General features: G+C 68.2%; 24 protein-coding genes. 11 read left to right on the top strand and 13 right to left on the bottom strand.

The window, feature by feature from the left end:
- Nucleotides 1–112: 112 nt before the first annotated feature.
- From ABD260_RS08805 to ABD260_RS08795, 3 genes are read left to right on the top strand one after another with little or no spacing between them, the layout of a single operon-like run.
- Entirely contained in the window at nt 113–1,699 is a 1,587-nt protein-coding gene (locus ABD260_RS08805; protein WP_344232886.1) for a discoidin domain-containing protein, read from the top strand.
- Nucleotides 1,699–2,907: an MFS transporter gene (locus ABD260_RS08800; RefSeq protein ID WP_344232885.1), complete on the top strand. Its 1,209-nt coding sequence runs from the start codon at nt 1,699–1,701 to the stop codon at nt 2,905–2,907. Before ABD260_RS08805 ends, ABD260_RS08800 begins: the two co-directional genes overlap by 1 nt.
- The gene (locus tag ABD260_RS08795; protein WP_344232884.1) at nt 2,904–3,884 is read left to right on the top strand and encodes a TolB family protein; all 981 of its coding nucleotides are present in this window, start codon (nt 2,904–2,906) and stop codon (nt 3,882–3,884) included. Before ABD260_RS08800 ends, ABD260_RS08795 begins: the two co-directional genes overlap by 4 nt.
- A 111-nt stretch (nt 3,885–3,995) precedes the next feature.
- Here ABD260_RS08795 and ABD260_RS08790 read toward each other — a convergent pair whose 3' ends face one another.
- Nucleotides 3,996–4,499: an SRPBCC family protein gene (locus ABD260_RS08790; RefSeq protein WP_344232883.1), complete on the bottom strand. Its 504-nt coding sequence runs from the start codon at nt 4,497–4,499 to the stop codon at nt 3,996–3,998.
- Complete coding sequence (locus tag ABD260_RS08785; protein WP_344232882.1) at nt 4,496–5,062, bottom strand: TetR/AcrR family transcriptional regulator; 567 nt, start codon at nt 5,060–5,062, stop codon at nt 4,496–4,498. Before ABD260_RS08785 ends, ABD260_RS08790 begins: the two co-directional genes overlap by 4 nt.
- A 124-nt stretch (nt 5,063–5,186) precedes the next feature.
- Here ABD260_RS08785 and ABD260_RS08780 point away from each other — a divergent pair, with 124 nt between their 5' ends.
- Entirely contained in the window at nt 5,187–5,756 is a 570-nt protein-coding gene (locus ABD260_RS08780; protein WP_344232881.1) for a MarR family winged helix-turn-helix transcriptional regulator, read from the top strand.
- Nucleotides 5,753–6,997, top strand: coding sequence for an MFS transporter (locus tag ABD260_RS08775; RefSeq protein ID WP_344232880.1), 1,245 nt, complete (start codon nt 5,753–5,755; stop codon nt 6,995–6,997). Before ABD260_RS08780 ends, ABD260_RS08775 begins: the two co-directional genes overlap by 4 nt.
- On the opposite strand, the gene ABD260_RS08770 is transcribed toward ABD260_RS08775, so the two are convergent.
- Both ABD260_RS08770 and ABD260_RS08765 read right to left on the bottom strand, forming a co-directional pair.
- Nucleotides 6,959–7,924: a formylglycine-generating enzyme family protein gene (locus tag ABD260_RS08770; RefSeq protein WP_344232878.1), complete on the bottom strand. Its 966-nt coding sequence runs from the start codon at nt 7,922–7,924 to the stop codon at nt 6,959–6,961. The genes ABD260_RS08775 and ABD260_RS08770 overlap by 39 nt on opposite strands.
- A 134-nt stretch (nt 7,925–8,058) precedes the next feature.
- Nucleotides 8,059–8,928 (bottom strand): LLM class flavin-dependent oxidoreductase, encoded by an 870-nt coding sequence (locus ABD260_RS08765; RefSeq protein WP_344232900.1) that lies wholly within the window; start codon nt 8,926–8,928, stop codon nt 8,059–8,061.
- A gap of 112 nt (nt 8,929–9,040) precedes the next feature.
- Between ABD260_RS08765 and ABD260_RS08760 the strand changes: the two genes are divergently transcribed.
- Nucleotides 9,041–9,676: a hypothetical protein gene (locus tag ABD260_RS08760; RefSeq protein WP_344232877.1), complete on the top strand. Its 636-nt coding sequence runs from the start codon at nt 9,041–9,043 to the stop codon at nt 9,674–9,676.
- A gap of 89 nt (nt 9,677–9,765) precedes the next feature.
- Here the strand turns inward: ABD260_RS08760 and ABD260_RS08755 are convergent, their stop codons facing one another.
- The gene (locus ABD260_RS08755; RefSeq protein WP_344232876.1) at nt 9,766–10,476 is read right to left on the bottom strand and encodes a 2OG-Fe(II) oxygenase; all 711 of its coding nucleotides are present in this window, start codon (nt 10,474–10,476) and stop codon (nt 9,766–9,768) included.
- 121 nt (nt 10,477–10,597) lie between these two features.
- Between ABD260_RS08755 and ABD260_RS08750 the strand changes: the two genes are divergently transcribed.
- Nucleotides 10,598–10,795, top strand: a complete 198-nt coding sequence (locus ABD260_RS08750) for a hypothetical protein (protein WP_344232875.1) — start codon at nt 10,598–10,600, stop codon at nt 10,793–10,795.
- A gap of 25 nt (nt 10,796–10,820) precedes the next feature.
- On the opposite strand, the gene ABD260_RS08745 is transcribed toward ABD260_RS08750, so the two are convergent.
- Genes ABD260_RS08745 through ABD260_RS08730 form a run of 4 tightly spaced genes read right to left on the bottom strand, consistent with a single transcriptional unit; the run spans nt 10,821 to nt 14,808 of the window.
- Nucleotides 10,821–11,651, bottom strand: coding sequence for a Gfo/Idh/MocA family oxidoreductase (locus ABD260_RS08745; protein ID WP_344232874.1), 831 nt, complete (start codon nt 11,649–11,651; stop codon nt 10,821–10,823).
- Between the two features lie 3 nt (nt 11,652–11,654).
- Entirely contained in the window at nt 11,655–12,668 is a 1,014-nt protein-coding gene (locus tag ABD260_RS08740; RefSeq protein WP_344232873.1) for a Gfo/Idh/MocA family protein, read from the bottom strand.
- 17 nt (nt 12,669–12,685) lie between these two features.
- Nucleotides 12,686–13,675: a Gfo/Idh/MocA family protein gene (locus ABD260_RS08735; protein WP_344232872.1), complete on the bottom strand. Its 990-nt coding sequence runs from the start codon at nt 13,673–13,675 to the stop codon at nt 12,686–12,688.
- Nucleotides 13,676–13,725: 50 nt separating this feature from the next.
- Nucleotides 13,726–14,808, bottom strand: a complete 1,083-nt coding sequence (locus tag ABD260_RS08730; protein ID WP_344232871.1) for a LacI family DNA-binding transcriptional regulator — start codon at nt 14,806–14,808, stop codon at nt 13,726–13,728.
- 275 nt (nt 14,809–15,083) lie between these two features.
- On the opposite strand from ABD260_RS08730, the gene ABD260_RS08725 reads away from it, so the two are divergent.
- Together ABD260_RS08725 and ABD260_RS08720 are read left to right on the top strand one after the other, a co-directional pair.
- Nucleotides 15,084–16,109 carry a hypothetical protein gene (locus tag ABD260_RS08725; protein WP_344232870.1) on the top strand — a complete coding sequence of 342 codons (1,026 nt, stop codon included), beginning with the start codon at nt 15,084–15,086 and terminating at the stop codon, nt 16,107–16,109.
- A 120-nt stretch (nt 16,110–16,229) separates the two neighbouring features.
- Nucleotides 16,230–17,687: a peptide MFS transporter gene (locus tag ABD260_RS08720; RefSeq protein WP_344232869.1), complete on the top strand. Its 1,458-nt coding sequence runs from the start codon at nt 16,230–16,232 to the stop codon at nt 17,685–17,687.
- On the opposite strand, the gene ABD260_RS08715 is transcribed toward ABD260_RS08720, so the two are convergent.
- From ABD260_RS08715 to ABD260_RS08705, 3 genes are all read right to left on the bottom strand, one after another.
- Complete coding sequence (locus ABD260_RS08715) at nt 17,668–18,561, bottom strand: alpha/beta hydrolase (protein WP_344232868.1); 894 nt, start codon at nt 18,559–18,561, stop codon at nt 17,668–17,670. The two genes, ABD260_RS08720 and ABD260_RS08715, sit on opposite strands and share 20 nt — an antisense overlap.
- On the bottom strand, nt 18,558–19,091 hold the full coding sequence (locus ABD260_RS08710; protein WP_344232867.1) for a hypothetical protein: 534 nt from the start codon (nt 19,089–19,091) through the stop codon (nt 18,558–18,560). Before ABD260_RS08710 ends, ABD260_RS08715 begins: the two co-directional genes overlap by 4 nt.
- A 75-nt stretch (nt 19,092–19,166) precedes the next feature.
- Complete coding sequence (locus ABD260_RS08705) at nt 19,167–19,592, bottom strand: MarR family winged helix-turn-helix transcriptional regulator (RefSeq protein WP_344232866.1); 426 nt, start codon at nt 19,590–19,592, stop codon at nt 19,167–19,169.
- 131 nt (nt 19,593–19,723) lie between these two features.
- Here ABD260_RS08705 and ABD260_RS08700 point away from each other — a divergent pair, with 131 nt between their 5' ends.
- Both ABD260_RS08700 and ABD260_RS08695 read left to right on the top strand, forming a co-directional pair.
- Nucleotides 19,724–21,610, top strand: coding sequence for an ABC transporter ATP-binding protein (locus tag ABD260_RS08700; protein ID WP_344232865.1), 1,887 nt, complete (start codon nt 19,724–19,726; stop codon nt 21,608–21,610).
- Nucleotides 21,611–21,642: 32 nt separating this feature from the next.
- Nucleotides 21,643–23,235, top strand: coding sequence for an FGGY-family carbohydrate kinase (locus ABD260_RS08695; protein WP_344232864.1), 1,593 nt, complete (start codon nt 21,643–21,645; stop codon nt 23,233–23,235).
- Nucleotides 23,236–23,294: 59 nt separating this feature from the next.
- Here the strand turns inward: ABD260_RS08695 and ABD260_RS08690 are convergent, their stop codons facing one another.
- On the bottom strand, nt 23,295–24,032 hold the full coding sequence (locus tag ABD260_RS08690) for an SDR family NAD(P)-dependent oxidoreductase (RefSeq protein ID WP_344232863.1): 738 nt from the start codon (nt 24,030–24,032) through the stop codon (nt 23,295–23,297).
- Nucleotides 24,033–24,206 lie beyond the last annotated feature (174 nt).

The following is a 24,206-nucleotide window of genomic DNA, read 5'->3' as shown; positions in this document are numbered from 1 at the left end:
CGGGAAGGCCTTTACCAAGCGCTAACTGTTAGGTAACCTTCCTAACAATTCAGAGCTCGCACAACTTCAGAGCTCCGCACAACTCAGAACTCCGCGCCCCCGGAGGTGCCGCATGAAACTGCGCCTGCTCGCGCTGGTGCTCCCCGTCGGCCTGGTCGTCGCGCTCGGTGGTTCCGCCGCCGACGCCCGGACCACCGCCGACACCCTGCTCTCGCAGGGCCGACCCGTCATTGCCTCGAGCAACGAGGCTGACACGCTGGCCGCGGCCAAGGCGGTCGACGGTGACTCGTCGACGCGCTGGGCCAGTGCCGAAGGTTCCGATCCACAATGGCTCCGCGTCGACCTCGGCCAGCCGGCCGCGGTCGGCCGGGTCAAGCTCAGCTGGGAAGCCGCGTACGCGAAGGCGTACCGGATCGAGGTCTCCGACGACGGAACCACCTTCACCACCGTCAAGGAAGTTGCGAACGGCAACGGTGCGACCGATGACCTGACCGGCCTGAACGCGCACGGCAGATATCTCCGCTTGGTCGGTACGCAACGCGCCACGTCCTACGGTTACTCACTGTGGGAGCTGGAGGTCTACGGTACGAAGGACTCGTCCGGAGACACGCAGGCGCCGACAGTGCCGACCGCACTGAAGAGCACCGGCGCCACCGCCACTTCGGTAGCGCTCGCGTGGACCGCATCGACCGACAACGTTGGCGTGAGCGAGTACGACGTGCTCCGCGACGGCAAGGTGATCGCATCCACGGCCAGTACGCAGTACAACGACACCGGCCTCACCGCGAACACCGCGTACCAGTACTCGGTCCGCGCCCGCGACCTGGCCGGCAATGTCTCCGCGGCGACCGCACCAATCACAGTCACCACAGGTACGGGCGGCACCGGCGGGTTCGTACTCGCGGCGGCCGGTGACATCGCGGATCGTTGCACCGCATCGGATTCGAAGTGCGTCCACCCGAAGACCGCCAAGCTGGTCCAGGCGATGGACCCGGCCGCGGTCATCACGATGGGCGACAACCAGTACGACGACGCGCATCTGTCCGATTTCCAGAAGTACTACGCGACGACGTGGGGAAAGTTCAAGAACATCACCCACCCGATTCCCGGCAACCACGAGACGTACGACAACACACCGTACGAGGGGTACCACAAGTACTTCGGCTCGATCGCCACGCCGCAGGGGAAGAACTACTACAGCTGGGAAATGGGCAACTGGCACTTCATCGCCCTGGATTCCAACGACTTCGTGAAGGAGAAGGGGCTGGCCGAACCGGCGCAGCTCACCTGGCTGAAGCAGGATCTGGCGAAGAACACCAAGGGCTGCATCGCGGCGTACTACCACCACCCGCGCTTCAGTTCCGGTGATCACGGTGACAACCCGGACGCCGACCCGCTGTGGAAGACGCTGGTGTCCGCAAAGACCGATCTGATCCTGAACGGGCACGACCATCACTACGAGCGGTTCCTGCCGCAGAACGCCGCCGGCGCGAAGGACCCGACCGGCCCGGTCCAGATCATCGGCGGGATGGGCGGTGCACCGCTGTACCCGGTCAGTGCCGCGCATCCGGCGACCGCGAAGATCGTCGAGGACTTCGGCGTACTCAAACTGTCGATGACCGACACCACGTTCAGCACGCAGTTGGTCGGGCTGGACAGCAAGGTCCTGGACAGCAGCCCGACGTACACCTGCCACTGATGTACCTCGCATCCGTCGGCCCGCTGCGGACACCGATCCGGCGCGTACCCGGCAACGTCGTTGCCTTGGGCATCGTCAGCCTGGTGACGGACATCTCGGCCGAGATGGTGACCGCGATCCTGCCGCTGTACCTGGTCTTCGGGCTCGGGCTGAACCCTCTGCAGTTCGGCCTGCTCGACGGTCTGTACGCGGGTGCGACCGCGGTACTGCGGCTGGTCGGCGGACATGTGGCCGATCGCTGGCGGCGGTTGAAGACCGTCGCCGGCATCGGCTACGCGCTGTCGGCGATCGCGAAGCTCGGCTTCCTGGTCGCCGGCCCGGTGGTACCGGCGATCGGCGCGGTACTGGCGATCGACCGCGCCGGCAAAGGCATCCGGACCGCGCCGCGCGACGCGCTGATCACGTCGAGCAGCGACCCGGCGAGCTTGGGCCGCTCCTTCGGCGTCCATCGGGCACTCGACACCATCGGCGCGTTCCTCGGGCCTTTGGTCGCGACACTCGTGCTCTGGGCCAGCCTGAACAACTACGACTCGGTCTTCGTGACGAGCTTCGCGTTGGCGACGTGCGCTGTCATCCTGCTGCTCTCGTTCGTCCGCGATCAACCAGCACCAGCTCCATCGTCGAAGCCCGCGCCGATCCGTGAGACGGTCGGTTTGTTGCGTGAGGCAAACTTCCGCCGGTGCTGCATTTGGGCAGCCGGCCTCGGCCTCTTCACCATCACCGACTCCTTCGTGTACTTGGCCGTGCAGCGGCGTTGGGACATCGGGACCAGCCTGTTTCCCCTGCTCCCATTGGGAACCGCCGGTACGTTCCTCCTGCTCGCTATTCCCCTCGGCCGGCTCGGTGACCGCATCGGCCGCTGGAAGGTCTTCCTCGGCGGCCATCTCGCCCTGATCGTTGCCTTGTGCATCGTCTGCGGCCCGATCGGCAGCTGGTGGCTCGTACTCGCGCTGCACGGCATCTTCTACGCCGCCACCGACGGCGTACTCCCGGCCGCGGTCGGCCCGCTCCTGCCCGAACACCTGCGCGCCAGCGGTCTCGCCGTGCTGCAGACAGGGCAGGCCCTCGCCCGGATGGCCGCTGCGGTCACGGTCGGCCTGCTCTGGACGCTGTGGGATCTCCGGCCGGCAATCCTCGCCCTCACGCTCGCCCTGCTGGCGGTCACCATCGCCGCCGCGGTCTTCAAACCGCTGGAGGTACGCCGATGACTCGCCGCCAAATTGTCGCCGCGATCGGCATCCTCGCGCTGATCGGCGGCGCGATCACGTACGTCGTGCAGGCCCGTGACGGCGGCGCGACCGAGAACGCCGTACCGGTCGTCACCGGTCAGCCGATGACGCTCGACGGCAAGACCCTGTACTTCCGCAACCTCGCGCCCGGCCCCGACTCCGGCAAGCTGGCCGCCGTACCGGTTGATGATCCGGGTACGGCACGTCGCGTCGGCGAACTGCAGTGCGACCGCTTCGCCGCGGCCCACGGTACGGCGATCTGCTTGCGCATGAAGCCCGGTTCGCTGCCACCGCTGACCGAGATGCTCGTATTGGATGGTGGTTTGCGCGAAAAGCACCGCGAGACCCTGCCCGGTACGCCGAGCCGCGCCCGCGTGTCACCCGATGGCCGCTTCGTGAACTGGACACTCTTCGTCACCGGTGACACGTACGCCGCCACCGGCTTCTCGACGCGCACGGGCTTGTACGACGTGAACGCCGGGCGACTGGTAAAGACGATCGAAGAACTCGCGGTTTTCGTGGACGGCAAGCGGTACTTCGCCTCAGACGTGAACTACTGGGGAATCACGTTCGGTGCCGATGGCAACCGTTTCTACGCGACCATGGCCAGCAAGGGCAAGACCCGGTTGATCGAGGCGGACTACCGCGCGTACCGCGGCACCGCGATCGCCGAGAACGTGGAATGCCCTTCGCTGTCGCCGGACGGTCGCCGGATCGCCTACAAACAGAAGACCGGCCCCGGCACTTGGCGCCTGGCCGTACTCGACCTCGCCACCCACCAGATCATCCACCCGCCCGAGTCCCGCCAGCTGGACGACCAGCCCGTCTGGCGGGACAACGACACCCTGCTCTACCCCCTCCGCAACACCGCCGGCACCCAGGACATCTGGTCCGTGGGCCTCACCACAGCCCCGACCCTCCTTGTCTCCAACGCGACCTCCCTGTCCTTCACCTGACGGTCTAGGTACCGAAGGACAGGTAGTGGTCGGGTCGCGCCTAGTGCACCTGAGCGTGGCGGGCCGTCTGCGTACAGTGTCTCGCCGGTGTACTACCTGTCCTTAGGTACCTCATTCGGCCCGCGCGGCGATCGCGCGGTTCATCGCTTCGAACTGGGACTTGATGGAGTTGTTCAGCATCGAGCGGGTGAAGGGGACGGCGGCGCCGGTGAACTTCTCCTCCTGGACCAGCCGGGTGCGCCCGTTCGGCAGCGCGGTCAGCCGGAAAGAGTGCTCGCCGTCGAAGATCGCGCCGGGCGGGATCTTGCCGATCCAGCGCAGTTCCTCATTCGGCGTGACCGCGAGCAAGGTCGGGTCGAACTTGGTCTCGCTGCCCTTGGTGTCACGGAGGACGTTGACGATCTTCGCGCCGACCTTCAGCTCGCCGGTCGACGAGACGATGAACGGGTTCCACTCCGGGTAGGACGCGCGGTCGGTGAGTACCTGCCACACTCGCTCGGGCGACGCGTCGATCTCGAGCTCGGTGTGCAGGACGAACGGGCGGACGACGGTGACGACCGTGTACGCGGCGATCAGCACGATGACCGTGCCGAAGACGACAAGGAACTTCTTCATGACTGCTCCGGTCCGAGAGTGCTGTGCACCAGCGCCCTCACGTAGGCGGGATCGATCGGCTCACCGGTGATCAGGAGCCGGTAGTACAGCGCGCCGACGAGCTGGTCGACGACGACGCGGGGATCGGCGTGGACCGGCATCAGGCCCTCGTCCTGGAACCGGCCGATCGCGGTGGCGACGACCGCGTGCCGCCCGGCCCAGAGGGCGCGGACGCCTTCGCCGACCCGGGGTTCGCGGGCGGCCGCGGCGACCAGGTCGGCGACCAGCGCGGTCGGGATGGAGTCCAGGGCGGCGGCGATCCCGGCGACGAACTCGGTCAGGTCGTGCCGCGGGTCGCCGGTCGGGTCGAACGCGACCGCGTCGGTCAGCCCGGCGATCATCGACATCACCAGCTCGGCCTTGCTCGGCCAGCGCCGGTACAGGGTGCTCTTGGCCACCCCGGCCCGCTCGGCGATCCGCTCGATCGACATGCCGTCGTACCCCCGGGCCCGCATCTCGCTCATCGCCGCCGCCAGCACCCGCCCCTCGACGCCGGCATCCCGCGGCCGCCCTCGCCCAGCCATCGCTCACCCCTCTTTTCGCTACTGCGGTCTCGAAAAGAAGATAGCCTCATCCGGGGCATTTACGCAACTGCCGTAGCGTAAATGATGTAACAGTACTTATATAAGTGCTGTTATGATCCTCGTCATGGACGACCCGACCGAGAAGAGCCAGTGGAAGCCGCTGTACGAGTTGCTGGCCCGGATGGACGCCGACGTCGCGCGGATCTACACCGACCGGCGCATCGACGGCCTCAAACCGACGTACGTACGGGAGTTGCTGCAACTGCACTACAAGGGGCCGCTGACGATCACCGAGCTGGCGGAGGTGACCGGGCGGACGCACTCGGCGTTGAGCCAGAAGGTCGCGGGGATGCGTACGGCGGGGCTGGTGCGGACTGTGCCGGGAGCTGATGCGCGGAGTAAGCGGGTGACGCTGACTGCGAAGTCGAAGAAGCTGGTCGAGTTGCTCGCGGCCGAGTGGTCGGCCACGGACGCCGCGCTGGTCGAGCTGGAGGCCGAGCTGCCGTACTCGATGACCCAAGTGGTGCGGGACGTCGAGGCGGCGCTGGCGCGGAAGAGTTTCCACGCCCGGATCGCCGCGAAGCTCGAAGGGGTGGGCGAGCCGGACGGTGGGTCGAGACCGGAAAGCGCTGCGAGGCTGGAAGGTGCGGCTGGGCCGGAAGGTGCGGCGGGGCTGGAAGGTTTGGGGGAGTGAAGGGGGCGTTCATCGATCTGCGGCCGTTGCGGGTGGTGGCGTACCGGCGGTTGTGGATCGGCCAAGTGCTGTCCGGGTTCGGTGGGCAGCTGACGTTCGTCGCGGTGATGTTCCAGGTCTGGGACCAGACGTCGAGCCCGGCCTGGACCGGTGCCGTCGGGCTTGCGCAAGCGCTGCCGTTGATCTTCCTCGGCCTGTTCGCGGGCACCCTCGTCGACCGGCTCGAACGCCGCCGGATCTACCTGGTCACCACGATCGGCCAACTCCTGGTCGCCAGTGTGATGGCGAGCCAGCTCATCTTCGGCCGGGTGCCGGTCGGCGTGCTACTCGTGTTGATCGGCGTACAGGCGTGCTTCGGCGCAACCGCCGGACCGGTCGCACGGACCGTACTTCCCCACCTGCTCAGCCGCGACCAGCTCGCCGCCGGCATCGCCCTGAACCGGATCGGTTTCCAAGGCGCGATGCTGCTCGGCCCCGCGCTCGGCGGCCTGATCATCGGCGCTTGGGGCGTCGGCGTGTGTTACCTGATCGACGCCGTCAGCTTCCTGGCCGCGATGTACGGCGTAGTCGGTCTGCCGCGGATGCAGATCGCATCCACCGCGAAGCCCGGTCTGCGTGGCGTGTGGGACGGTCTGACCTTCGTGGCGTCGACGCCGGTCATCCGCGGTGCACTGATCACCGATCTCGCCGCGACGGTTCTCTCGATGCCGATCAGTCTGTTTCCGGTGATCAACGCGGAGCGGTTCGGCAACAACCCGCGTACGCTCGGCCTCTTCTTGACCGCGATCGCCGTCGGCGGGGTGATCTCGACGGTGTTCTCGGGGACGTTCACTCGGCTGCCGCGGCATGGTGTGGTGATGCTGTGCGGGTCGGCGGCGTGGGGGATCGCGCTGCTGCTGTTCGCGTTCTCGCCGGTGCCGTGGCTGGCGTTGGTGTGCCTCGCGGTGGCCGGCGCCGCGGATACGCTCGCGGTGGTTTCGCGGAGCACGATCATCCAGCTGTACACGCCACCTGAGCTCCTGGGCCGGGTCAGCGCCGCGGAGCAGATCGTCGGCCAGGCCGGTCCGGACCTGGGCAATCTCCGGGGCGGTTTGGTTGCCCAGTTCACGTCACCAGTCGCGTCGCTGGCCTCCGGCGCATTGCTCTGCATCGCCGCGGTCGCCGGGGTTGCAGCCAGTACGCCGGGTCTGCGCTCACGTGCCTCAGAGGGCGACGGTGCGGAAGCCGGCGTTGCCCATTGAGGACTCGGAGGTGTTGGACGAGCGGGCGGCGTTGCGGTAGCGGTTGCAGTACGAGTCGTGGCAGAGGTACGAACCGCCGCGGATGACCCGGGCCGCACCGAGTGACGGGCCGGGCGGGTTCGCGGCGGGGGAGAACTTGTAGTACCGCGGGCCGAACCAGTCGTTGCACCACTCCCAGACGTTGCCGACCGTCTGCCACAGGCGGTAGCCGTTCGGCTCGAACGTGCGCACGGGGGCGGTGGTGAGGAAGCCGTCCTTCTCGGTGTTCTTCCGCGGGAACTCGCCTTGCCAGATGTTGCACCGGTGGATTCCGTCGTCGCCGATCAGCTCGTCGCCCCACGGGTAGCGCGCCCCCTCCAGACCGCCGCGCGACGCGTACTCCCACTCCGCTTCCGTCGGCAGCCGGCGGCCGGCCCATTTGCAGTACGCGACCGCGTCGTTCCAGCTGACGTGTACGACCGGATGATCTTCGAGGCCGTCCAGCTCCGACCGGGAACCACCCGGATGCCGCCAGTCGGCGCCCTTCACCCCAGCCCACCACGGCGTACCCGACGCAGGCCCCATCACTTCATCCGGCGCAGCCGCGATCGCGAGATGAAACACCGCGGAGTACCCGAAGATCTCGGCCTCGGTCTTGTACCCGGTGGCGTCGGTGAACCGCCCGAAGTCCGCGTTGGTCACGCTGGTCGAGTCGATACTGAACCCGTCCAACTCAACCTGATGGACCGGCAACTCCCCATCCCCGGCATTCTCATCTCCGTTGGGGTTCCCCATCAAAAACATCCCACCCGGAACCACCACCTGCTCAACCAAATGCTGCCCCACCCCACCAGGCGCACGCTCTCCGCCTGCCCCGCCCGGCTGCGGCTGCTCCACCGCCCCACCCACCCGAGACGGCGCACAACAAGCCGGCTGCTCCTCACTCATACCAGCAGTCTAAGTACCCCACCGCCCGGCCGCGCTTGCTCCACCTCAGCCTGGCTGCCCGCCTGCATACAGCCCTGCGCCCGGTGCACTGCACCGGGCGCAGGGGGTTTTAGCACTGCACCGGGCGCAGGGGTTTACGCGAAGGTTGGTGGGCCCTGCTCGATGCGGCGCATGACCGGCTCCAGGCGGTAGAAGTCTGTGCCCCGGATCAGCTGTCGTTCGTCCCACCAGGTCGCGCCGGCCTCGGCGAGCGGTTCGATCAGCGCGCGCGACGCAGCTGCATCACCCGGACTGATCCCGCCGACAACCACGTCGTACGGCCGGCTCCGATCCTCCCGCTGCGCCTCGAGAAACGCGACCAGCTCCCGCACCTCGTCAACCGCCGGCGCATTCCCGTGGTTGGCACTGGCGAACAACGGCACCGCACCATCCCACCGAGCCGCCCGCCGCATCGGCGCCTTCCGCGGCCAGTACCCGGCGATCCACACCGGCGGACGCGGCCGTTGAACCGTTGCCGGCAGCAACTCGACGTCATCGACCCGATAGTGCTTCCCGGCATGATCAACCCGAGCACCCGACCAGTACGCGGCCAGCAGCTCGAGCCCCTCGTCGAGCTTCTCGGCCAGCACCTTCGGATCGGTCTCGTCGCCGAAACTCCCGAACTCGTCCTCGATCGGCCCACCAAGCCCGGCGCCGAAGACCACCCGCCCGCCGCTCACCCCGTCGAGCGTCGCCACCTGCCGGGCGAGCTGTTCAGGCCGCCGCCGCGCCACCGGCGTCACCAGCGGCCCGAGCAGGATCCGCGACGTGGCCAGCGCCGCCGCCGTCATCAGCATCCACGGATCCCCGAACGGTTGCCCGCGCCGCGACTCCTTGCTGTGCACCACGTGGTCCCACACGAACAGTGCGTCCCACCCAGCCTCTTCAGCGGCGGTCGCCACCCGCGCGACCGTACGCACGTCGGCGAAGTCCCCGAAGTTCGGAATGTTGATCGAGAAGCGCATCGTCACCCGCCCAACCGTAGTTCCCCGAAGGGCACCGTGTCGCCTGTCAGCAGGCGCAATGTTCGGCAGTTCGGCGTACCCAGGTGGCGCTCCAGGAGGTACCGTCCTGGGCGTGCGGATTCTCTATGTCGGGAACAGCTTCACGTCCAACAACAACCTGCCTGGGCTGGTCAAGGGGCTGGCCGCGGCGCGTGGGATCGCGGTCGAGCACAAGGTGATCTCGGTCGGGGGAGCGTCGCTCCGGCAGCACCTGAACGCCGGCAAAGCGCTCGATCAGATCGCGACCGGCGGCTTCGACACGGTCGTACTCCAGGAGCAGAGCACCCTTCCGATCAAGAGCCCGGACCGGTTCCGGGAGAGCGCCCGCGACTTCGGCGCCGCGATCAGCGACGCGGGTCTGCGTACCGTCCTCTATCTGACCTGGGCCCGCCGGAACGCCCCGGAAACCCAAAAAGCGCTGACCGACGCGTACGCCGCTGCCGCCGCCGAGCTCAGCGCGACGCTCGTCCCGGTCGGACCGGTCTGGGAACGCTTCCTCGCCACCCACGACGAGCCGATCCTGCATGAATCCGACAACAGCCACCCCACCATGGCCGGCAGCTACCTGGGCGCCTGCGTCTTCCTGATCGCCCTCCTCGAAGCAGACCCAGTCGGCATCGAAACTCCGGTCAAGGGCCTGCCCCCAGAAACCGCCGCCCTCATCCAAGAAGCCGCCTGGACCATCTGCACAGACCTGACCACCCCTTAACCCCACCGCTGACCAACGCGGCACCACACGGGTGGAGATCCACTCTCGTGTGGCCCGGGGTGGTTGGGCGGTGAGTGCCGGGGGCGGGGTTATTTGGCGTCGTGGAATACCAAACCGAGGGTGTGGCGCCGGCCGGAGCGGATGGCGGAGACGCCGTGGCGTACCGGGGCGGCGGACCAGCCGCGGGCCGATTTCACCGGGCGGTCGCGGGTGGTGAAGACCAGCCCATGACCCTGCGGAATCAGCGTCGACGTACCCCGCGACTGCGCCCGCGGTCGCTGCTCGACCAGCAGGAATTCTCCACCGGTGTGGTCGATTCCGGGGTCGTTCAGGTTGATCACGACCTGCAGCGGGAACACCTTGTCGCCGTACAGATCGCGGTGCAGCGCGTTCCAGTCACCGGCGCCGTACCGGAGCAGGATCGGGGTCGGGCGCGGCTGGCCGGCGGCGTGGCAGATGTCCAGCCATTCGTCCAGGGTGTCCGGCCACTCAGCCTCCCGGCCAAGTTTGGTATACCATTCCCGCGCGATCGGCAGCAGCCGCGGATACAACGCCTGCCGCAACGCTTCGACCGCCTCCGGGAACGGCCGGTCGAAGTACCGGTACTGCCCCTCGCCGAACCGATGCCGGGCCATGTCGATCGTTGCGCGGAAGTGATCGGCCTGCTCGTACAGGGCGGAGATGCGCGCGCACTCGCTCGGGGTAAGCAACTGAGGCAGCAGCGCACACCCGAGATCGTCCACCTCAGCGGTCACCGCGTCCCAGTCCGCCCGATCCACTCGTCGCTCGTACTTGTCCATACAAGTGAAACGGCCCGAGGCGGAGATGTGTGAGGGGCAGCGATGGGTGAGAGGCGGCGATGGGTGAGGGCTGACCCGCCGAGCTGCGAGCATCGGTGTATTCGACCTGAATGGAGGAGCGATGAGCGGCACCGACTCGACGCCCGAGGATCGCGACCGGATTGTGAAGGCGATCCACGATGGCCGCCCGGATCCGAACGAGGCTTTCAACGTCAAGGATGGCGACAACGTGCTACGCGTCGAGCCCATCGGGGATGTGAGCCGCCGGCCCGCACCCGGCAAAGCACCGAACGGCAAGCGCGGCGGCCGAACCCGCTAACCACCGTAGCTGCCACAAGTGAGCGTCACACCTGCTCGAGGACGGTGATCGGGGCCAGCATGGTGTTGTTGGCTAGCGGTTGTTCACCGGTCGTGAGCATCTTCAAGAACACCTGCAGGCCGGGTACGACGTAGTCCGCATCGAGCCGGATGTCCCGACTGGCCAGCCCGGTGCGCCCGACCACTTCCGCGTGGAACGGGACCCGCGCATCCTCGGTCGGCTTCACCAGTTGCAGCGTGACGAGTACGCCATCGCAGCGGTACCGCACCACAACGGTCGACCCGACCCGCTCGACCGCGACCGCCTCCGGCTCACCCGGCGCGAGCCGCTGAGCGAGATCCGCGGCGTGGATGCCATAAAAGAAGATCCCGCTGTACTCACTGTCCGGATCCGCCGGCCCGGTAACAGTCACCGCCTGCAGCTCACCAATAGCAGCCGCCTCTGCCACAAGAGCATCCGCATCCGCGACCCACCGCACCGCCGAGTACGACGTGACCGGCGTACCAGAACGCTCCGCCGCCGCAAGAATCGCCCGCGCATCCGCCGTACTGGCCGCCAATGGCTTGTCGACCCATACTGGTATACCAGCCTCCAGGAACGGTACGGCGTGCTCGCGATGCAGTGCCCCGTCGCGATTGGTAGCGATCAGCGCATCGACGCTGCCGATCAACTCAGCCGAGGTCGGCACGATCTCAGTGATCCCACCAGCGGCCGCGAGTGCACGGTTGCGTTCGTCGTCCGCTCCGACGAGCGTGACGATGCGCGCGGTGTCCGCGACTTCCTCGACGTTCAGATGGCGAATGATTTCGTCGGCATGGCTGTTTTCGGTGCCGACCAGGGCGACGCGGAGCGGCATGCGTCAGTCCTCCTTGATCTCGACGGGGTGCCCGGCGCGGGCGGATTCGTAGACGGCGAGCACGGTGGCCAGCGACCGGCGCCCGGCCTCGACCGGCACCATCGGGGCGCGTCCCTCGCGGGCAGCGGCGATGAAGTCGCGGTACTGCGCGAGGTGCGCCAGCTCGACCGGACCCCAGTCGCTGGGACCCTCGAGGACGGGCGCTTTTGGTATACCAGCATCGGCCGCGGCGAAGTACGCGAGTTCGTCGTCGTCGAGAATCGCGGTGCCCTGATCGCCGTGGATCGTCAACCGGACCGGACGCCCCGGGTACGCGGCCGTGCTGGCCAGCATCAAGCCGATCGCGCCACTCTCGAAGCGGATCGACGCACCGGCCAGGTCCTCGACCTCGATCCCTTCGTGCGCGAGCCGGCCGGTCTGGGCGCTGACCTCGACCGGGCGGCCGAGCATCCAGACCAGCAGGTCGAGCGCGTGGATGCCCTGGTTCATCAGCGCGCCGCCGCCGTCGACCGCGAGCGTGCCGCGCCAGTCGTCGCCGTCGTAGTACGACTGCGGCCGGAAGAACGCCGACTCGGCGATCCCGGAGGTGACGCGGCCGAGCGCGCCGGTGTCGATCGCGGCCCGGATCTGCGCGACCGGCGGCTGAAAGCGGCGCTGACTGATCACGGACACGGTCAGCCCGGTCGACCGTTGCGCCGCCAGCAGCCGATCCGCGGCCGCGAGCGTGATGTCGACCGGTTTCTCCACGATCACGTGCTTTCCGGCCTGCAGCGCCTCGATCGCGACGTCCGCGTGCAGTGCGCTCGGCAAGCAGATCCCGACCGCGTCGAGCTCCACCGCCGCGTACGCATCGGCCGGATTGGCGTACGCGCGCCCGCCGTACTGTTCGACCAGCTTCCCGGCCCGTTCGAGGTCACGATCGACCACCGCGACGAGTTCGGCTTCGTTGCCGAGGGCTTCGATCAGCCGAGCGTGCACGGCACCGATCACACCGGCACCGATCAAGGCGAAACGCATAGGACCTTCTCTCATCATCACAATCGAGCTTCGGTTGCCCAAGGCAAGGGTGCGCCGCCGCTCTCCGCCGACTGCTGAGCCAGCAGCGCGAGCCGCGTGACAAAAAGGCCTTGTGCGGTGGTGATCTCCGGCTCGTTGCCCTCAGCAAGTGCCTGGAGTGGCAGCTCGGCGGGCCGGAAACCGTTCGGCAACGGTACGTCGTGCGGCGCGAGCTCGGTCGTCATCAGCTGCAAGCGGTTGCGCGCCCACAGCAGCTCGGCCGTACCGGCCGTACCGACGAGCTTCATCCGATAGTCCCCGTGTACGGGCGAACCGGCCGGCGTCAGCCAATCAACGCCCGCCGTGATCAGTGCGCCGGGCCCGCTGAGCGTCGCCACCCCGTACCGTGGCCAGTCCGGATCTCCGGCGAGCGCACCGCTGACCGTACCGCTGGTCAGACCGGTGAACAGCAGCGCGGCGTCGATGTCGTGCACGGAAAGGTCGTTCAGCAGGCCGCCGTACTGCGCCCGGTCGAAGAACCAGGCCGGCCGGGTCGGTCGATTGAGCTTGTGCGGCCCGGAGGACGTGACGCCGTGGATCGTGCCGAGTTGCCCGGAGCGGACGATCTCGAGCGCGGCGCGGGTGACGGGGTAGTACCGCTTCTCCAGCAGGAGGGTGACGTGGCGGCCGGTGCGGCGTACTGCGGCGGTGATCGCGTCGAGGTCTGCGAGGGTCGTACACAGCGGTTTGTCGGCGATCACGTGTGCGCCGGCGTCGAGCGCGTCGACGACCACCTGACCGCGATCGCTGTAAATGCCCGCGACCATCACCACGTCCGGCCGGGTCTCGTCGAGCATCCGGCGGTGGTCGGTGAAGACCTTCGCGCCGTACGGCGTCGCCCACCGCTCGGCCGTGGCTCGATCCGGGTCGGCGACCGCGATCAGCTGGACGTCATCGCGCTGGTCGGCCTCGGCGGTCGCGTACCCCACGTGCGGATGAGCGGCGCCGGCGATCGCGATCCGAGTCATGTCCGTGATTCCAGCATGCAACCGGTTGCACGTCAACGCCTCTGACCGTCTCAGGTCACAACACCGGCCCGAGCCACCGCCGTCGTACCCCGAACCACCAGGTGCGTCCCGATCCGCACGCACGCCCCGCCGGCCCCACCTACATCCCCGCCGTGACCAGGGGCCGGGCCAGCGCTGCCACCAGCCGCGGTTCGACCGCTGTCCGGGGTTTCCAGGAGGCTGATGAGGAGTTTCGCGGCCGCCGCCCCAGCGCTCGCCGCGCCCGCCGAGACCGTGGTGAGCGCGGGACTGGTGAGCGCGGCAAGCGTGTCGTCGCACCCCACCAGGCTGAAGTCCGCCGGCACCGAGATCCCGCGCACCTCCAGCCCGGCCAGCACTCCCTGCGACACGACATCGTCGAACGCGATCGCGGCCGTCGCCCCCGACCGTACGATCGCCGCCACCGAATCGCGTCCCGCCGCGTAACTCGGTCGCCCGGTTTCGATCACCTCGACGGTCAGCCCGGCCTGCTCGGACACGCGCGCCAACGTCGTACGCCGCTGACCGTCCGACCAGGAGTCGCGCGGCCCGGCCAGGTACGCGAGCCGCTGGTGACCGAGCTTCTTGAGCAGCAGCACGGCCTCGGTCATCCCGCCGGACGAGTCGATCAGCACCCGCGCGATCCCGTCCAGATCCCGGTTCACCAGCACGACCGGCCGGGTCGCGGCGAGCTCGCGGATCAGCTGCTCGGACAAGCGCGGCGAGGCCAGTACGAACCCCTCGACCTGCGGCGCGAGCCGCGCGATCAGCTTCGCCTCCCGCTCCGCGGACTCATCCGAATCGCCAAGAAAAACCGCCAGATCGGCTGATTCCGCGGCCAGCTGGAGGCTCCGGACCAGCGGCGGAAAGAACGGGTTCGCGATGTCGGGTACGACCACCGCGATGTTCCCGAACCGCCCGGTCGACAGCGCCCGCGCCGCCTGATTGCCCACGTACCCAAGCCGGGCCGCGGTCGTCAGCACGTGCTCGACGGTCGCCGGACTGAGCAACTGCGGCCGCGTGAACGCCCGCGAAACCGTCGACCGCGACACCCGGGCCGCCGCCGCGACATCCCCGATCGTCACCCCCGCCACCCGCCCCAACCGTGACGCCATCCCCCCACCCTAACCCCACCCTGCAACCGATTGCACACCCCACACCCCACACCCCACACCCGACCCCCGGGCTCCACCCCGCGCCCGCGTGCCCTGCTCGGCCGCGCTTTGGGAAGCTGCCGCGTACCTGCGGGCCGGTGAAATGAATGGTGGCTTCTCAAAGCGGGGTTGCCGGGCCGCGAAAACGGATCGGCGTGGCGGGGAATCGAGGCTTCATTGCGGGGCCGCGGCGAGTAACACTGGGGGTAGGCGAACTCCCGGTTGGAGGCCCGGCGATGGGGCACTGGGTGAGCATGGTCGACATCGAGCTGCGGTACGTCCGGATCTGGCGGGCAGCGGTCGGCGCGCTGGCCGCGATCGGGGTGCTCGCCGCGCTGGTGTTCGTGTCGCCGGGAACGAACCTGGTGGCGTTCATGGTGGCGGGCCTGACGTCAGGTGCCGTCTGTCTGAGCATCGGGCTCGGCCGCGACCTGCCGTCCAGAGACCTGGTGAACCTGGTTCCGCGGTGGGGCGTGCTCGGCGGGTTGATGGTGATCTCGGTGTGCGGGTTCGCCGCCGCTGTCGGTGCGGGGGTGCTGGCGTTGCTGGCCCTGATTGCCGCGGTCTCGCCGCCGGCGGTCAGCTGGATGCGTTCGGGGCGTACGGAGCTTGAAGCGCATGCGTCCGCGCGTACGGCCGCGCACTTCCGGTCAGACGAGCGGCCGCCGCATGCACGGTCGCAGGAACCCGCCCGAGGTCGCGCTGATCGTCCTGGCCAAAGCCGGGCCGGGCGCCGTACCGAAAGCCGTGCCGAACGCCGTGCTGAACGGCGGGCGCAGAACCGCGCTGAACGCCGCGCCCAAGGCCGTGCCGAGCGCCACTCCGAGAGCCGGTCGGAGGGCCGGTCCGAGAGCCGCTCGGGGCATCGTGCTCAAAGCCGTTCCGAGCGGCGGGCCGAGCGTCGCGCCGAGGGGCGGCGGTTGCGGATGAAGTTGCCCAAGGCACCGGACCGGCGGGCCGAGGTGTTCGGGGCCGGCGTACGCCCGGTGGCTGATTGGCCGCTGCCGAAGTACTTGTCGGCGGTCGTCCGGAGCGTCGGCCAGCTGACCGACGACGAGTTGTGCTTGGCTTGGCGACGGAGCTTCACGCAGTTGCAGCGGGCCGTGAGTGCGGACCGTCGCCAGGCGATGGTCGACGTACGCCGTGCCTACCTGGACGAGCTGGAGCGCCGGCATCCCGACTCGTTCGCCACCTGGCTGGCGTCGAATCCGCGGGCGGCCGGCAACCCGGCCCGCTTCTTCACCCACCGCGCCGATCACTGACCCAGAGCACCGCCCAGCCGATCGCAAGCCAACCCGGCCGATCGAAGCCAACCCCGGCCGATCGCCGGCCGTTCACCGCAGTGACCCAGCACTGTGCCGACTCGAGGGAGAGACTGTGCCGTGAGCCAGCCGGAAACCGAGCGAACCCAGCGCACGTTCTTCGGGCATCCGCCAGTGCTCGCCAATCTGTTCGGGGTGGAGCTGTGGGAACGGTTCTCGTTCTACGGCATGCAGGGCATCCTGCTGATCTACCTGTACTACTCCGCCGACCGCGGCGGCCTCGGCATCGACGAGGGAACGGCGACCAGCATCGTCGGCGCGTACGGCGGACTGGTCTATCTGTCGACGATCCTCGGCGCCTGGCTGGCCGATCGGCTGTTCGGTGCCGAGCGCACCTTGTTCTACAGCGCGATCGTCGTGATGGCGGGCCACATCGCGCTGGCGGTGATCCCCGGTCTCGGCGGCGTCGCGGTCGGCCTGGTCATGATCGCGCTCGGCAGCGGCGGCGTGAAAGCGAACGCCACTTCCCTGGTCGGCACGCTGTACGCGGCCGATGACGACCGGCGCGACGGCGGGTTCTCGCTGTTCTACCTCGGCATCAACCTCGGTGCACTGGTCGGACCGTTGCTGACCGGACTGCTGCAGAAGAACGTCGGCTTCCACTACGGGTTCGGCCTGGCGGCGGTCGGGATGTTCCTCGGCATCGTCCAGTACGGCGCGGGCCGCCGCCGGTTGAGCGCCGCCGCGCGCGAGGTACCCAACCCGCTCCCGGCCGAGGAGGGACGCAAGATCGCGCTGATCGCGGGCGCGGTCCTCGTGGTGGTCGTCGCACTGCTGGTCTCGGGCGTACTGCCCGCGTCCCGGTTCGCGACCGCGGTTGCGGTGGTCAGCGCGATCGCCGCGATCATCTACTTCGCGGTGATCCTCACCAGCAAGCTCCTGACCGACGTCGAGCGGAAGCGCGTACAGGCATTCATCCCGCTGTTCATCGCGAGCGCGGCGTTCTGGTCGCTGTACCAGCAGCAGTTCACGGTCGTGACGATCTACTCCGACCAGCGGCTGGACCGGACCGTCTTCGGCTGGCAGATGCCGGTGTCGTTCGTGCAGTCGATCAACCCGGTGATGATCATCGTGCTGTCCGGTGTGTTCGCGGCGCTGTGGACGAAGCTCGGTCCGCGGCAGCCGTCGACGCCGGTCAAGTTCAGTCTCGGGCTGTCGGTGATGGGCGTCGCGTTCCTGCTCTTCCTGACGATGGCCGGCGGCGGCCCGAACAGTGCGCCGCTGCTCGGGCTGGCCGGAATCCTGCTGGTGTTCACGATCGCGGAGCTGCTGCTCTCCCCGGTCGGTCTCTCCTTGTCGACAAAACTCGCGCCGGACGCGTTCCGTACCCAGATGGTCGCGTTGTTCTTCCTGTCAGTCGCGTTGGGTACGGCGCTGTCCGGCGTACTTTCGAAGTTCTACAGCACCGATCACGAAACGGCGTACTTCGGCATCATCGGTGCGGTCGCCTTGGTGCTGGGCGGCGCGGTGGCGCTGGGCGTTCGCCCGATTCGGCGGCTCATGAGCGGCGTGCACTGAAGGTCGTCCGCAGCTCCGCACCTATTAGTTCGACCGCGTGCCGTCCGGCGGAGAGTACGCCCGGGAAGTTCAGGAACGCGTGCATCGTGTCGGCGTACTCGACCAGGCGGGTGGGTACGCCGGCGCGGTGCAGCCGGTCCGCGTACGCGACGGCGTCGGGGCGCAACGAATCGCGTCCCGCAGCGAGGATGAGCGCGGGTGGTAGACCGGCGAGACTGGTCGCGCGCAGTGGTATACCAAACGCCGGGACGTTTTCGTTGGCGCCGAAGTACCACTCGTGCCAGTCCTCGTCCGGGTGCAGGTCGAGGGTCGGGTAGCAGAGCAGTTGCCGGTCGGGGAGTGGCGTACCGTGCTCGCGCGCCAGCAAGCACGCCCCGGCCGCAAGCGCGGCACCTGCGCTCTGCCCGCCGATCGCGATCCTCCCGTCGCCGTCCAGGTTCGTACGGAGCCAGGTGAGCGTGTCATATACGTCGCGAAGCCCCGCTGGATAAGGGTTTTCAGGCGCCAGCCGATAGTTGAGTGAGACAACGGTAACGTTGCCGTTGGCAGCGATCCCCGACGCGGCGTACTCGATGTCGCGCCAATGACCGCCGACGAACCCGCCACCGTGCAGCCAGAGCACGATCGGCCGCGGCCGGGTCGCGTGCCGGTATACCATTGCCCGCAGCGTACGGCCCGGCAACGCGATGTCGACCTCCTCGACCGAAACCCGCGGATCCCGCTCACCCGCGAGGACCGGGTCCGGAAGGTCCTCCCGGTCCAAGAGCAAGGCTTCGTACGGATCAGCCGCGTACCCCGGCAGATTGGCAAGGTGCTTCAGCACCGCATCGGTCTCCGCGCCGAACTCCGCATTGTCGACGAGTTCGGATCTCATCCGGACACCGCCTTCGGGAACAAGTGCCGGCCCGCGTGCCCGAACAAGACACCATCCGGCGTCGTGGACACGTACTCGGCAAGCGCGCCGATGCCACCGTCGTACCCGCCGCCGGTCGACGGGTCCGCCCAGGTGCTCTCGTCGTACCGCTCGATCTCCGCGACCAGGGCCGCGCCAACTTTGGTATACCGGTGCAGCAGCAGCTCCGACGGAATCCGCCGCCCCGCCTCGACGCCGCCGAAGTTCAGCGCACTCCCGATTTCCGCCGTCTCCCACCGCGGATCAAGGCTCCAGTGCATCCGCCCCGCCACGGCATCCCGCAGTACGGCCAAGGTGATCTCGTCCCACATCAACACATGCGCAACCAGGTCATGCAACGAGTCACAAAAGTGCCCGAGCGGCCCGTCGTTCACCTCGTACGCCGTCCGCAGCTCCTCCTCGCTCTTCCCCTCAACCACCCCCAGCAACAACTCCTGATCCCGCCGAACCATCCCAGCCGCCTGCACCGGCGTAGTAGTCGCAATCCGCATACGCCCAACCAACCACCGCCGCCCGCGAACCACCGGTCGATTGCACGATCCCGGCAATCGTCGTGGAGATCCAGGTCAGTCCTCGGTGAGGCGGTGGAGGAGGTGGGCGAGTGTCTCTTGTTCGGCGGGGGTGAGGCGGGCGAGTTGGGTGGCCATCACGGCGCGGCGTTTTTCGCGGAGGGTGGTGAGGATGTGGCGGCCGGCGGGGGTGAGGTCGACGAGGGTGGCGCGGCGGTCCTTCGGGTCCGGCTGGCGGGCGACCAGGCCGGCGCTTTCCAGATCGTCGACCACTGAGGTGGCCGAGCGCGGCACGATGCCGAGCTGGGCGGCCAGTTCGCTCAGGCGGAGCGCCCGGCCGGCGTGGTCGAGCGTACGTAGCACCCGGAACTGACCGTGCGTGACGCTGTCCTTGAAGCCCTCCCGGGAGCCACGGCGCTGGCGGCGGACGATCCCGTCCAGCAGGGCGGCGATCTGTTCCGCGGTGTCATCGGCAGCGGGCATGTGCAGAGCCTAGTCAAACGGTTCGCCGCGTACGCGCCGGCTGTGCTCGTGCCCGCGGGAACAAATCCGGATCTTGTGAGGTTTTCTCATAGTGAGTTAACCTCAGCATATCTCGAACCGGAAGGAACTGCATGTCACAACTCTCTGGACTCCCGGGCGGGGGCGGCGGGCGCGCGATGCGGTCGCTGCTGAAGGACTCCTCCGTCCGGCATCACAAGCTCAGCGCGGGCACGCTGCGCCGGATTCTCGGCTTCGCCCGCCCGTACCGCGGCTATCTGGCCGCCTTTCTCGTTCTCGTCGCGCTCGACGCCGGCACCGGCGCGGTCACTCCGCTGCTGTTCCGCGCGATCATCGACCGCGGCATCGTCCCCCGGAACGCCGAGGTCGTCGTCTGGCTCGCCCTCGTGGTCGCCTTGCTCGCCCTGGTCAACGGTGCGGTCACGCTCGCCGAGCGCTGGTTCTCAGCACGGATCGGCGAAGGTCTCGTGTACGACCTGCGCACCAAGGTCTTCGACCATGTCCAGCAGTTGCCGGTCGCGTTCTTCAGCCGCACCCAGACCGGTGCGCTGATCCAGCGCCTGAACGGTGACGTACTCGGCGCCCAGCAGGCGTTCACCTCCACCTTGTCCAACGTGGTCAGCAATCTGCTCAGCGTCACCCTCGTACTGGCCGCGATGTTCGTGATGTCGTGGAAGATCACGCTGCTGGCGCTGGTCGTGCTTCCGCTGTTCGTGATCCCGGCCCGGCTGCTGGCCGGGAAGTTGCGCGAGGCAACAGCCGAGACGTACCGGCTGAACGCCACCATGGCGCAGACGATGACCGAGCGGTTCAACGTCGCCGGTGCGGTGCTGGCCAAGGTGTTCGGGCGGACCCAGGACTCCTCGAAGGACTTCGCCGGCAAGGCCGCGCGGGTCCGCGACATCGGTGTCACCACGGCGATGTACGGCAGCATCTTCCGCGTCTCGCTGACCTTGGTCGCCGCGCTCGCGGTTGCCCTGGTGTACGGCGTGGGCGGGATCTTCGCGGTCGAAGGAGCGCTCGGTATCGGTACCGTCGTCGCACTGACCGCCTACCTGAACCGGCTGTACGGCCCGCTGACCGCGCTGTCCAACATCCAGGTCGACGTGATGACCACGCTGGTCAGCTTCGAGCGCGTCCTCGAAGTGCTCGATCTTCGGCCGATGGTCGCGGATCGTGAAGACGCGAAGGAGTTGCCGCGTACGGCCGAGCCGTCGATCGAGTTCGATCACGTGTCGTTCCATTACCCGTCGGCCGAGGATGTCTCGCTCGCTTCGTTGGAGTCCGTGGCGACGTTGTCGGCCGAGACCGGTGACGAGGTGCTGAAGGACGTGACGTTCACCGTCGAGCCTGGTCAGCTGGTCGCTGTGGTCGGGCCGTCCGGTGCCGGCAAGTCGACGCTGTCATCATTGGTATCCCGAATGTACGACGCCACTGGCGGAGCCGTACTGGTCGGTGGTCAGGACGTACGCGCCGTGACGCAGAGCTCACTGCGCCGGGCGATCGGCGTGGTGACGCAGGACTCGCACATGTACCACGACACGATCCGCGCCAACCTGCAGCTGGCCCGGCCGGACGCTACCGACGCTGAACTGCACGAGGCGCTCGAGGCCGCGCAGATCGCGAATCTTGTCGACAATCTGCCAGATGGTCTCGACACGGTGGTCGGCGATCGCGGGTACCGGCTCTCCGGTGGTGAGCGCCAGCGCCTCGCGATTGCCCGGCTCCTGCTCAAGTCCCCATCCATCGTGATCCTGGACGAGGCGACCGCGCACCTGGACTCCGAATCCGAAGCTGCCGTCCAGACCGCCCTCGCGAACGCGCTCGTCGGGCGTACGTCGCTGGTGATCGCCCACCGATTGTCAACAATCCGCAATGCCGACATCATTCTGGTGCTGGCCGACGGAGAGATCCGCGAACGCGGCACCCACGAGCAGTTGCTCGCCCACGGCGGCCTGTACGCCGACCTCTACGACACCCAATTCACCAAAGCCGCCTGACCCAGCCCGGACCGCACCTGGACAATCGACGGATGAGCTTCGTCATCGGGGTCGACATCGGTACCGGCAGTACGAAGGGCGTCCTCTGCACGCTCGACGGTGAAGTCGTGGCGGTCGCCCGGCGTGACCACGCCCCAAGCCTGCCGCGGCCGGGCTGGGCGGAGATGGATCCCGTCCGCGACTGGTGGACCGAGGTCGCAGAGATCCTGACCGAACTAACCACCGCCACCGCCACCGCCGCCTCGACCTCCACCACCTCCACCTCAACCGCCGCCACCGCCGCCACCGCCGCCACCGCCTCCACCGCCGCCTCCACCGCCGCCTCCACCGGCACCGCCGGCACCGTCGCCGGTGAGGGTTCTGAGGGCATCGAGGTTGCTGCTGTTTGTGTGTCTGGGCTCGGGCCGTGTGTCGTTCAGACTGACGCCGAGCTCGTACCGCGCCGGCCCGCGATCCTGTACGGGATCGACACCCGCGCCACGCGCGAAATCGTCGAGCTCACCGAGCAGCTTGGCGCGGACGCGATCCTCGAGCGGTGTGGGAAAGACCTGTCCAGCCAAGCGATCGGCCCGAAGCTGGCCTGGTTGCGGCGGGACGCGGGTGCGGCGTGGCGGCCGGACGACCGCTGGTTCAGCGCACACACGTACGTCATCGCGCGCCTCACCGGCGAGTGGGTGCTCGACCATCACACGGCCAGCCAATGCGACCCGTTCTACGACATTCACCGGCAGGACTGGGCCACCGACTGGGTCGAAGCCGTGCTACCCGGCCTCGCGCTCCCGCCGCTGGTCTGGCCGTCCGAACAGGTCGGTGTGATCCACGAAGCAGCGGCCGCGGCGACCGGTCTGGCAGTTGGTACGCCGGTCATCGCGGGCACCGTCGACGCCTGGGCAGAAGCGTTCAGCGTCGGCGTACGTCGCCCCGGCGACCTGATGCTCATGTACGGATCGACGATGTTCTTCGTCCAGGTCCTCCCGGCGCCGACCAGCGTCCGCGGTCTCTGGACCACGTCCGGCGTCGAACCGGGATCGCACACCCTGGCCGCCGGCATGGCCACCTCCGGCACAATCACCACCTGGCTTCAGGATCTGACCGGTGGTATACCATTTCGAACCCTACTCGCCGAGGCGGCCGCAATCCCTGCTGGAGCTGAAGGTCTGGTACTCCTCCCGTACTTCGCCGGCGAGCGCACTCCCATCTACGATCCGCTCGCGCGCGGCGTGATCGCCGGTCTGACGTTGCGGCACGGGCGCGGACATTTGCTCAGGGCAACGTACGAGGGAATCGCCTGTGGAGTGCGCCAGATCCTCGATACGTTCACCGGTACGGAGCGCGTCGTCGCGGTCGGTGGCGGTACGCAGGGCGGCCTCTGGACGCAGATCGTCAGCGATGTGGCCGGTATCGAGCAGATCATCCCGCGGCAGACGATCGGTGCGTCGTACGGCGATGCGCTCCTCGCCGCGATCGGGATCGGGGCAGTCCCGCCGGACACCGATTGGACCCAAGCCGATCACGTCGTCGTACCCGATCCGTCGACAGCCGACACGTACGCGACCTTGCTGCAGACGTACACCGAGCTCTACCCGGCCACCCGCGACCAGATCCACCGCCTCGCCCAGCAATAGGCACCAGCAGCAGGCAGCATCAACAGACCACGTCGAACGGCCCGCCGCAACACGCCGCGTCAGGTCACGTCGCGGATGTGGAGGACGGTGCCGCTGTCCAGGTCGCGGTCGAGGAGCGACCAGATCGCCCGCGCAACCGTCTCTGGTTTCGCCAGCAGACCCTGTGCCTCCAACTCGCGGAAGCGGCTCGACACCGGCACCTGCTCAGCGCTGGACGCACGCAACTCCGCCTGCATGCCGGTATCCAGCGACCCAGGCGACACCGAAATCACCCGGCACCCGTGTTCGCGCCGCCGCTGCTCCAGCCCGACAGTCCGCACCCACTGATCAATCGCCGCCTTCCCCGCGCCGTAGCTCGACTCACCCTCGTGCGCCTGCCGCGCCGCGCCCGACGAGAGCATGATCAGGTGCTGCTCGCAGTCCCGCCCGGCGACCGCGCTCAGGAACGAATGCCCAAGCACCTGCGCGGCCGCGGAGTTCAGCAGTACGTTGCGTGTGTACTGCACGGTGTCGACCCGATCGGCCGGCCCCAACGGCGTCAGCGTGCCCGCGTTGTGGATGAACACGACCAGCTCCGGATCGCCGGCCACGATCCGCTGCCGGAAGTCCTTGTCCACCACCGGCCACGATTCGGGGTCGGCGAGGTCCACCGCGACATGGTGAGTTCCCGGCGTACCGCCGCGCCGGGACAGGTCGACCAGCTCAGGATTGTCGAACGGGATCGTCGCCGCCAGCGCGGCCCCCAAACCGGCCGAGGCGCCGGAGATCCAGACCAGAATCCGGCGGAGTGAATTCATCGCGCACCCCAGCGCGCACCATCGAGCATCACGCGGTTCCCCCCTGCGATGACCAACCTTGCGATGCCCGGCCGGCGTACCGTCCAGTCATCGTTCCCCGCCCAGCAGAGTACGACGCGAAGGCCCCGGAACGAACCCCTGCCGGCGATTCTGACCGCCCGCGAGCACTCGGCT

The sequence above is a fragment of the Kribbella hippodromi genome, from assembly GCF_039531045.1.
Taxonomy (GTDB): domain Bacteria; phylum Actinomycetota; class Actinomycetes; order Propionibacteriales; family Kribbellaceae; genus Kribbella; species Kribbella hippodromi.
This window is presented reverse-complemented; position numbering and strand designations above follow the sequence as displayed.

What these genes read in the sequence shown, in the direction of transcription:
- ABD260_RS08805 (WP_344232886.1), top strand. Translation starts at nt 113, where the DNA reads ATGAAACTGCGCCTGCTCGCGCTGGTGCTCCCCGTCGGCCTGGTCGTC.
- ABD260_RS08800 (WP_344232885.1), top strand. Translation starts at nt 1,699, where the DNA reads ATGTACCTCGCATCCGTCGGCCCGCTGCGGACACCGATCCGGCGCGTA.
- ABD260_RS08795 (WP_344232884.1), top strand. Translation starts at nt 2,904, where the DNA reads ATGACTCGCCGCCAAATTGTCGCCGCGATCGGCATCCTCGCGCTGATC.
- ABD260_RS08790 (WP_344232883.1), bottom strand. Translation starts at nt 4,499, where the DNA reads ATGAAGAAGTTCCTTGTCGTCTTCGGCACGGTCATCGTGCTGATCGCC.
- ABD260_RS08785 (WP_344232882.1), bottom strand. Translation starts at nt 5,062, where the DNA reads ATGGCTGGGCGAGGGCGGCCGCGGGATGCCGGCGTCGAGGGGCGGGTG.
- ABD260_RS08780 (WP_344232881.1), top strand. Translation starts at nt 5,187, where the DNA reads ATGGACGACCCGACCGAGAAGAGCCAGTGGAAGCCGCTGTACGAGTTG.
- ABD260_RS08770 (WP_344232878.1), bottom strand. Translation starts at nt 7,924, where the DNA reads ATGAGTGAGGAGCAGCCGGCTTGTTGTGCGCCGTCTCGGGTGGGTGGG.
- ABD260_RS08765 (WP_344232900.1), bottom strand. Translation starts at nt 8,928, where the DNA reads ATGCGCTTCTCGATCAACATTCCGAACTTCGGGGACTTCGCCGACGTG.
- ABD260_RS08755 (WP_344232876.1), bottom strand. Translation starts at nt 10,476, where the DNA reads ATGGACAAGTACGAGCGACGAGTGGATCGGGCGGACTGGGACGCGGTG.
- ABD260_RS08750 (WP_344232875.1), top strand. Translation starts at nt 10,598, where the DNA reads ATGAGCGGCACCGACTCGACGCCCGAGGATCGCGACCGGATTGTGAAG.
- ABD260_RS08745 (WP_344232874.1), bottom strand. Translation starts at nt 11,651, where the DNA reads ATGCCGCTCCGCGTCGCCCTGGTCGGCACCGAAAACAGCCATGCCGAC.
- ABD260_RS08740 (WP_344232873.1), bottom strand. Translation starts at nt 12,668, where the DNA reads ATGCGTTTCGCCTTGATCGGTGCCGGTGTGATCGGTGCCGTGCACGCT.
- ABD260_RS08735 (WP_344232872.1), bottom strand. Translation starts at nt 13,675, where the DNA reads ATGACTCGGATCGCGATCGCCGGCGCCGCTCATCCGCACGTGGGGTAC.
- ABD260_RS08730 (WP_344232871.1), bottom strand. Translation starts at nt 14,808, where the DNA reads ATGGCGTCACGGTTGGGGCGGGTGGCGGGGGTGACGATCGGGGATGTC.
- ABD260_RS08725 (WP_344232870.1), top strand. Translation starts at nt 15,084, where the DNA reads ATGGGGCACTGGGTGAGCATGGTCGACATCGAGCTGCGGTACGTCCGG.
- ABD260_RS08715 (WP_344232868.1), bottom strand. Translation starts at nt 18,561, where the DNA reads ATGAGATCCGAACTCGTCGACAATGCGGAGTTCGGCGCGGAGACCGAT.
- ABD260_RS08710 (WP_344232867.1), bottom strand. Translation starts at nt 19,091, where the DNA reads ATGCGGATTGCGACTACTACGCCGGTGCAGGCGGCTGGGATGGTTCGG.
- ABD260_RS08705 (WP_344232866.1), bottom strand. Translation starts at nt 19,592, where the DNA reads ATGCCCGCTGCCGATGACACCGCGGAACAGATCGCCGCCCTGCTGGAC.
- ABD260_RS08700 (WP_344232865.1), top strand. Translation starts at nt 19,724, where the DNA reads ATGTCACAACTCTCTGGACTCCCGGGCGGGGGCGGCGGGCGCGCGATG.
- ABD260_RS08695 (WP_344232864.1), top strand. Translation starts at nt 21,643, where the DNA reads ATGAGCTTCGTCATCGGGGTCGACATCGGTACCGGCAGTACGAAGGGC.
- ABD260_RS08690 (WP_344232863.1), bottom strand. Translation starts at nt 24,032, where the DNA reads ATGAATTCACTCCGCCGGATTCTGGTCTGGATCTCCGGCGCCTCGGCC.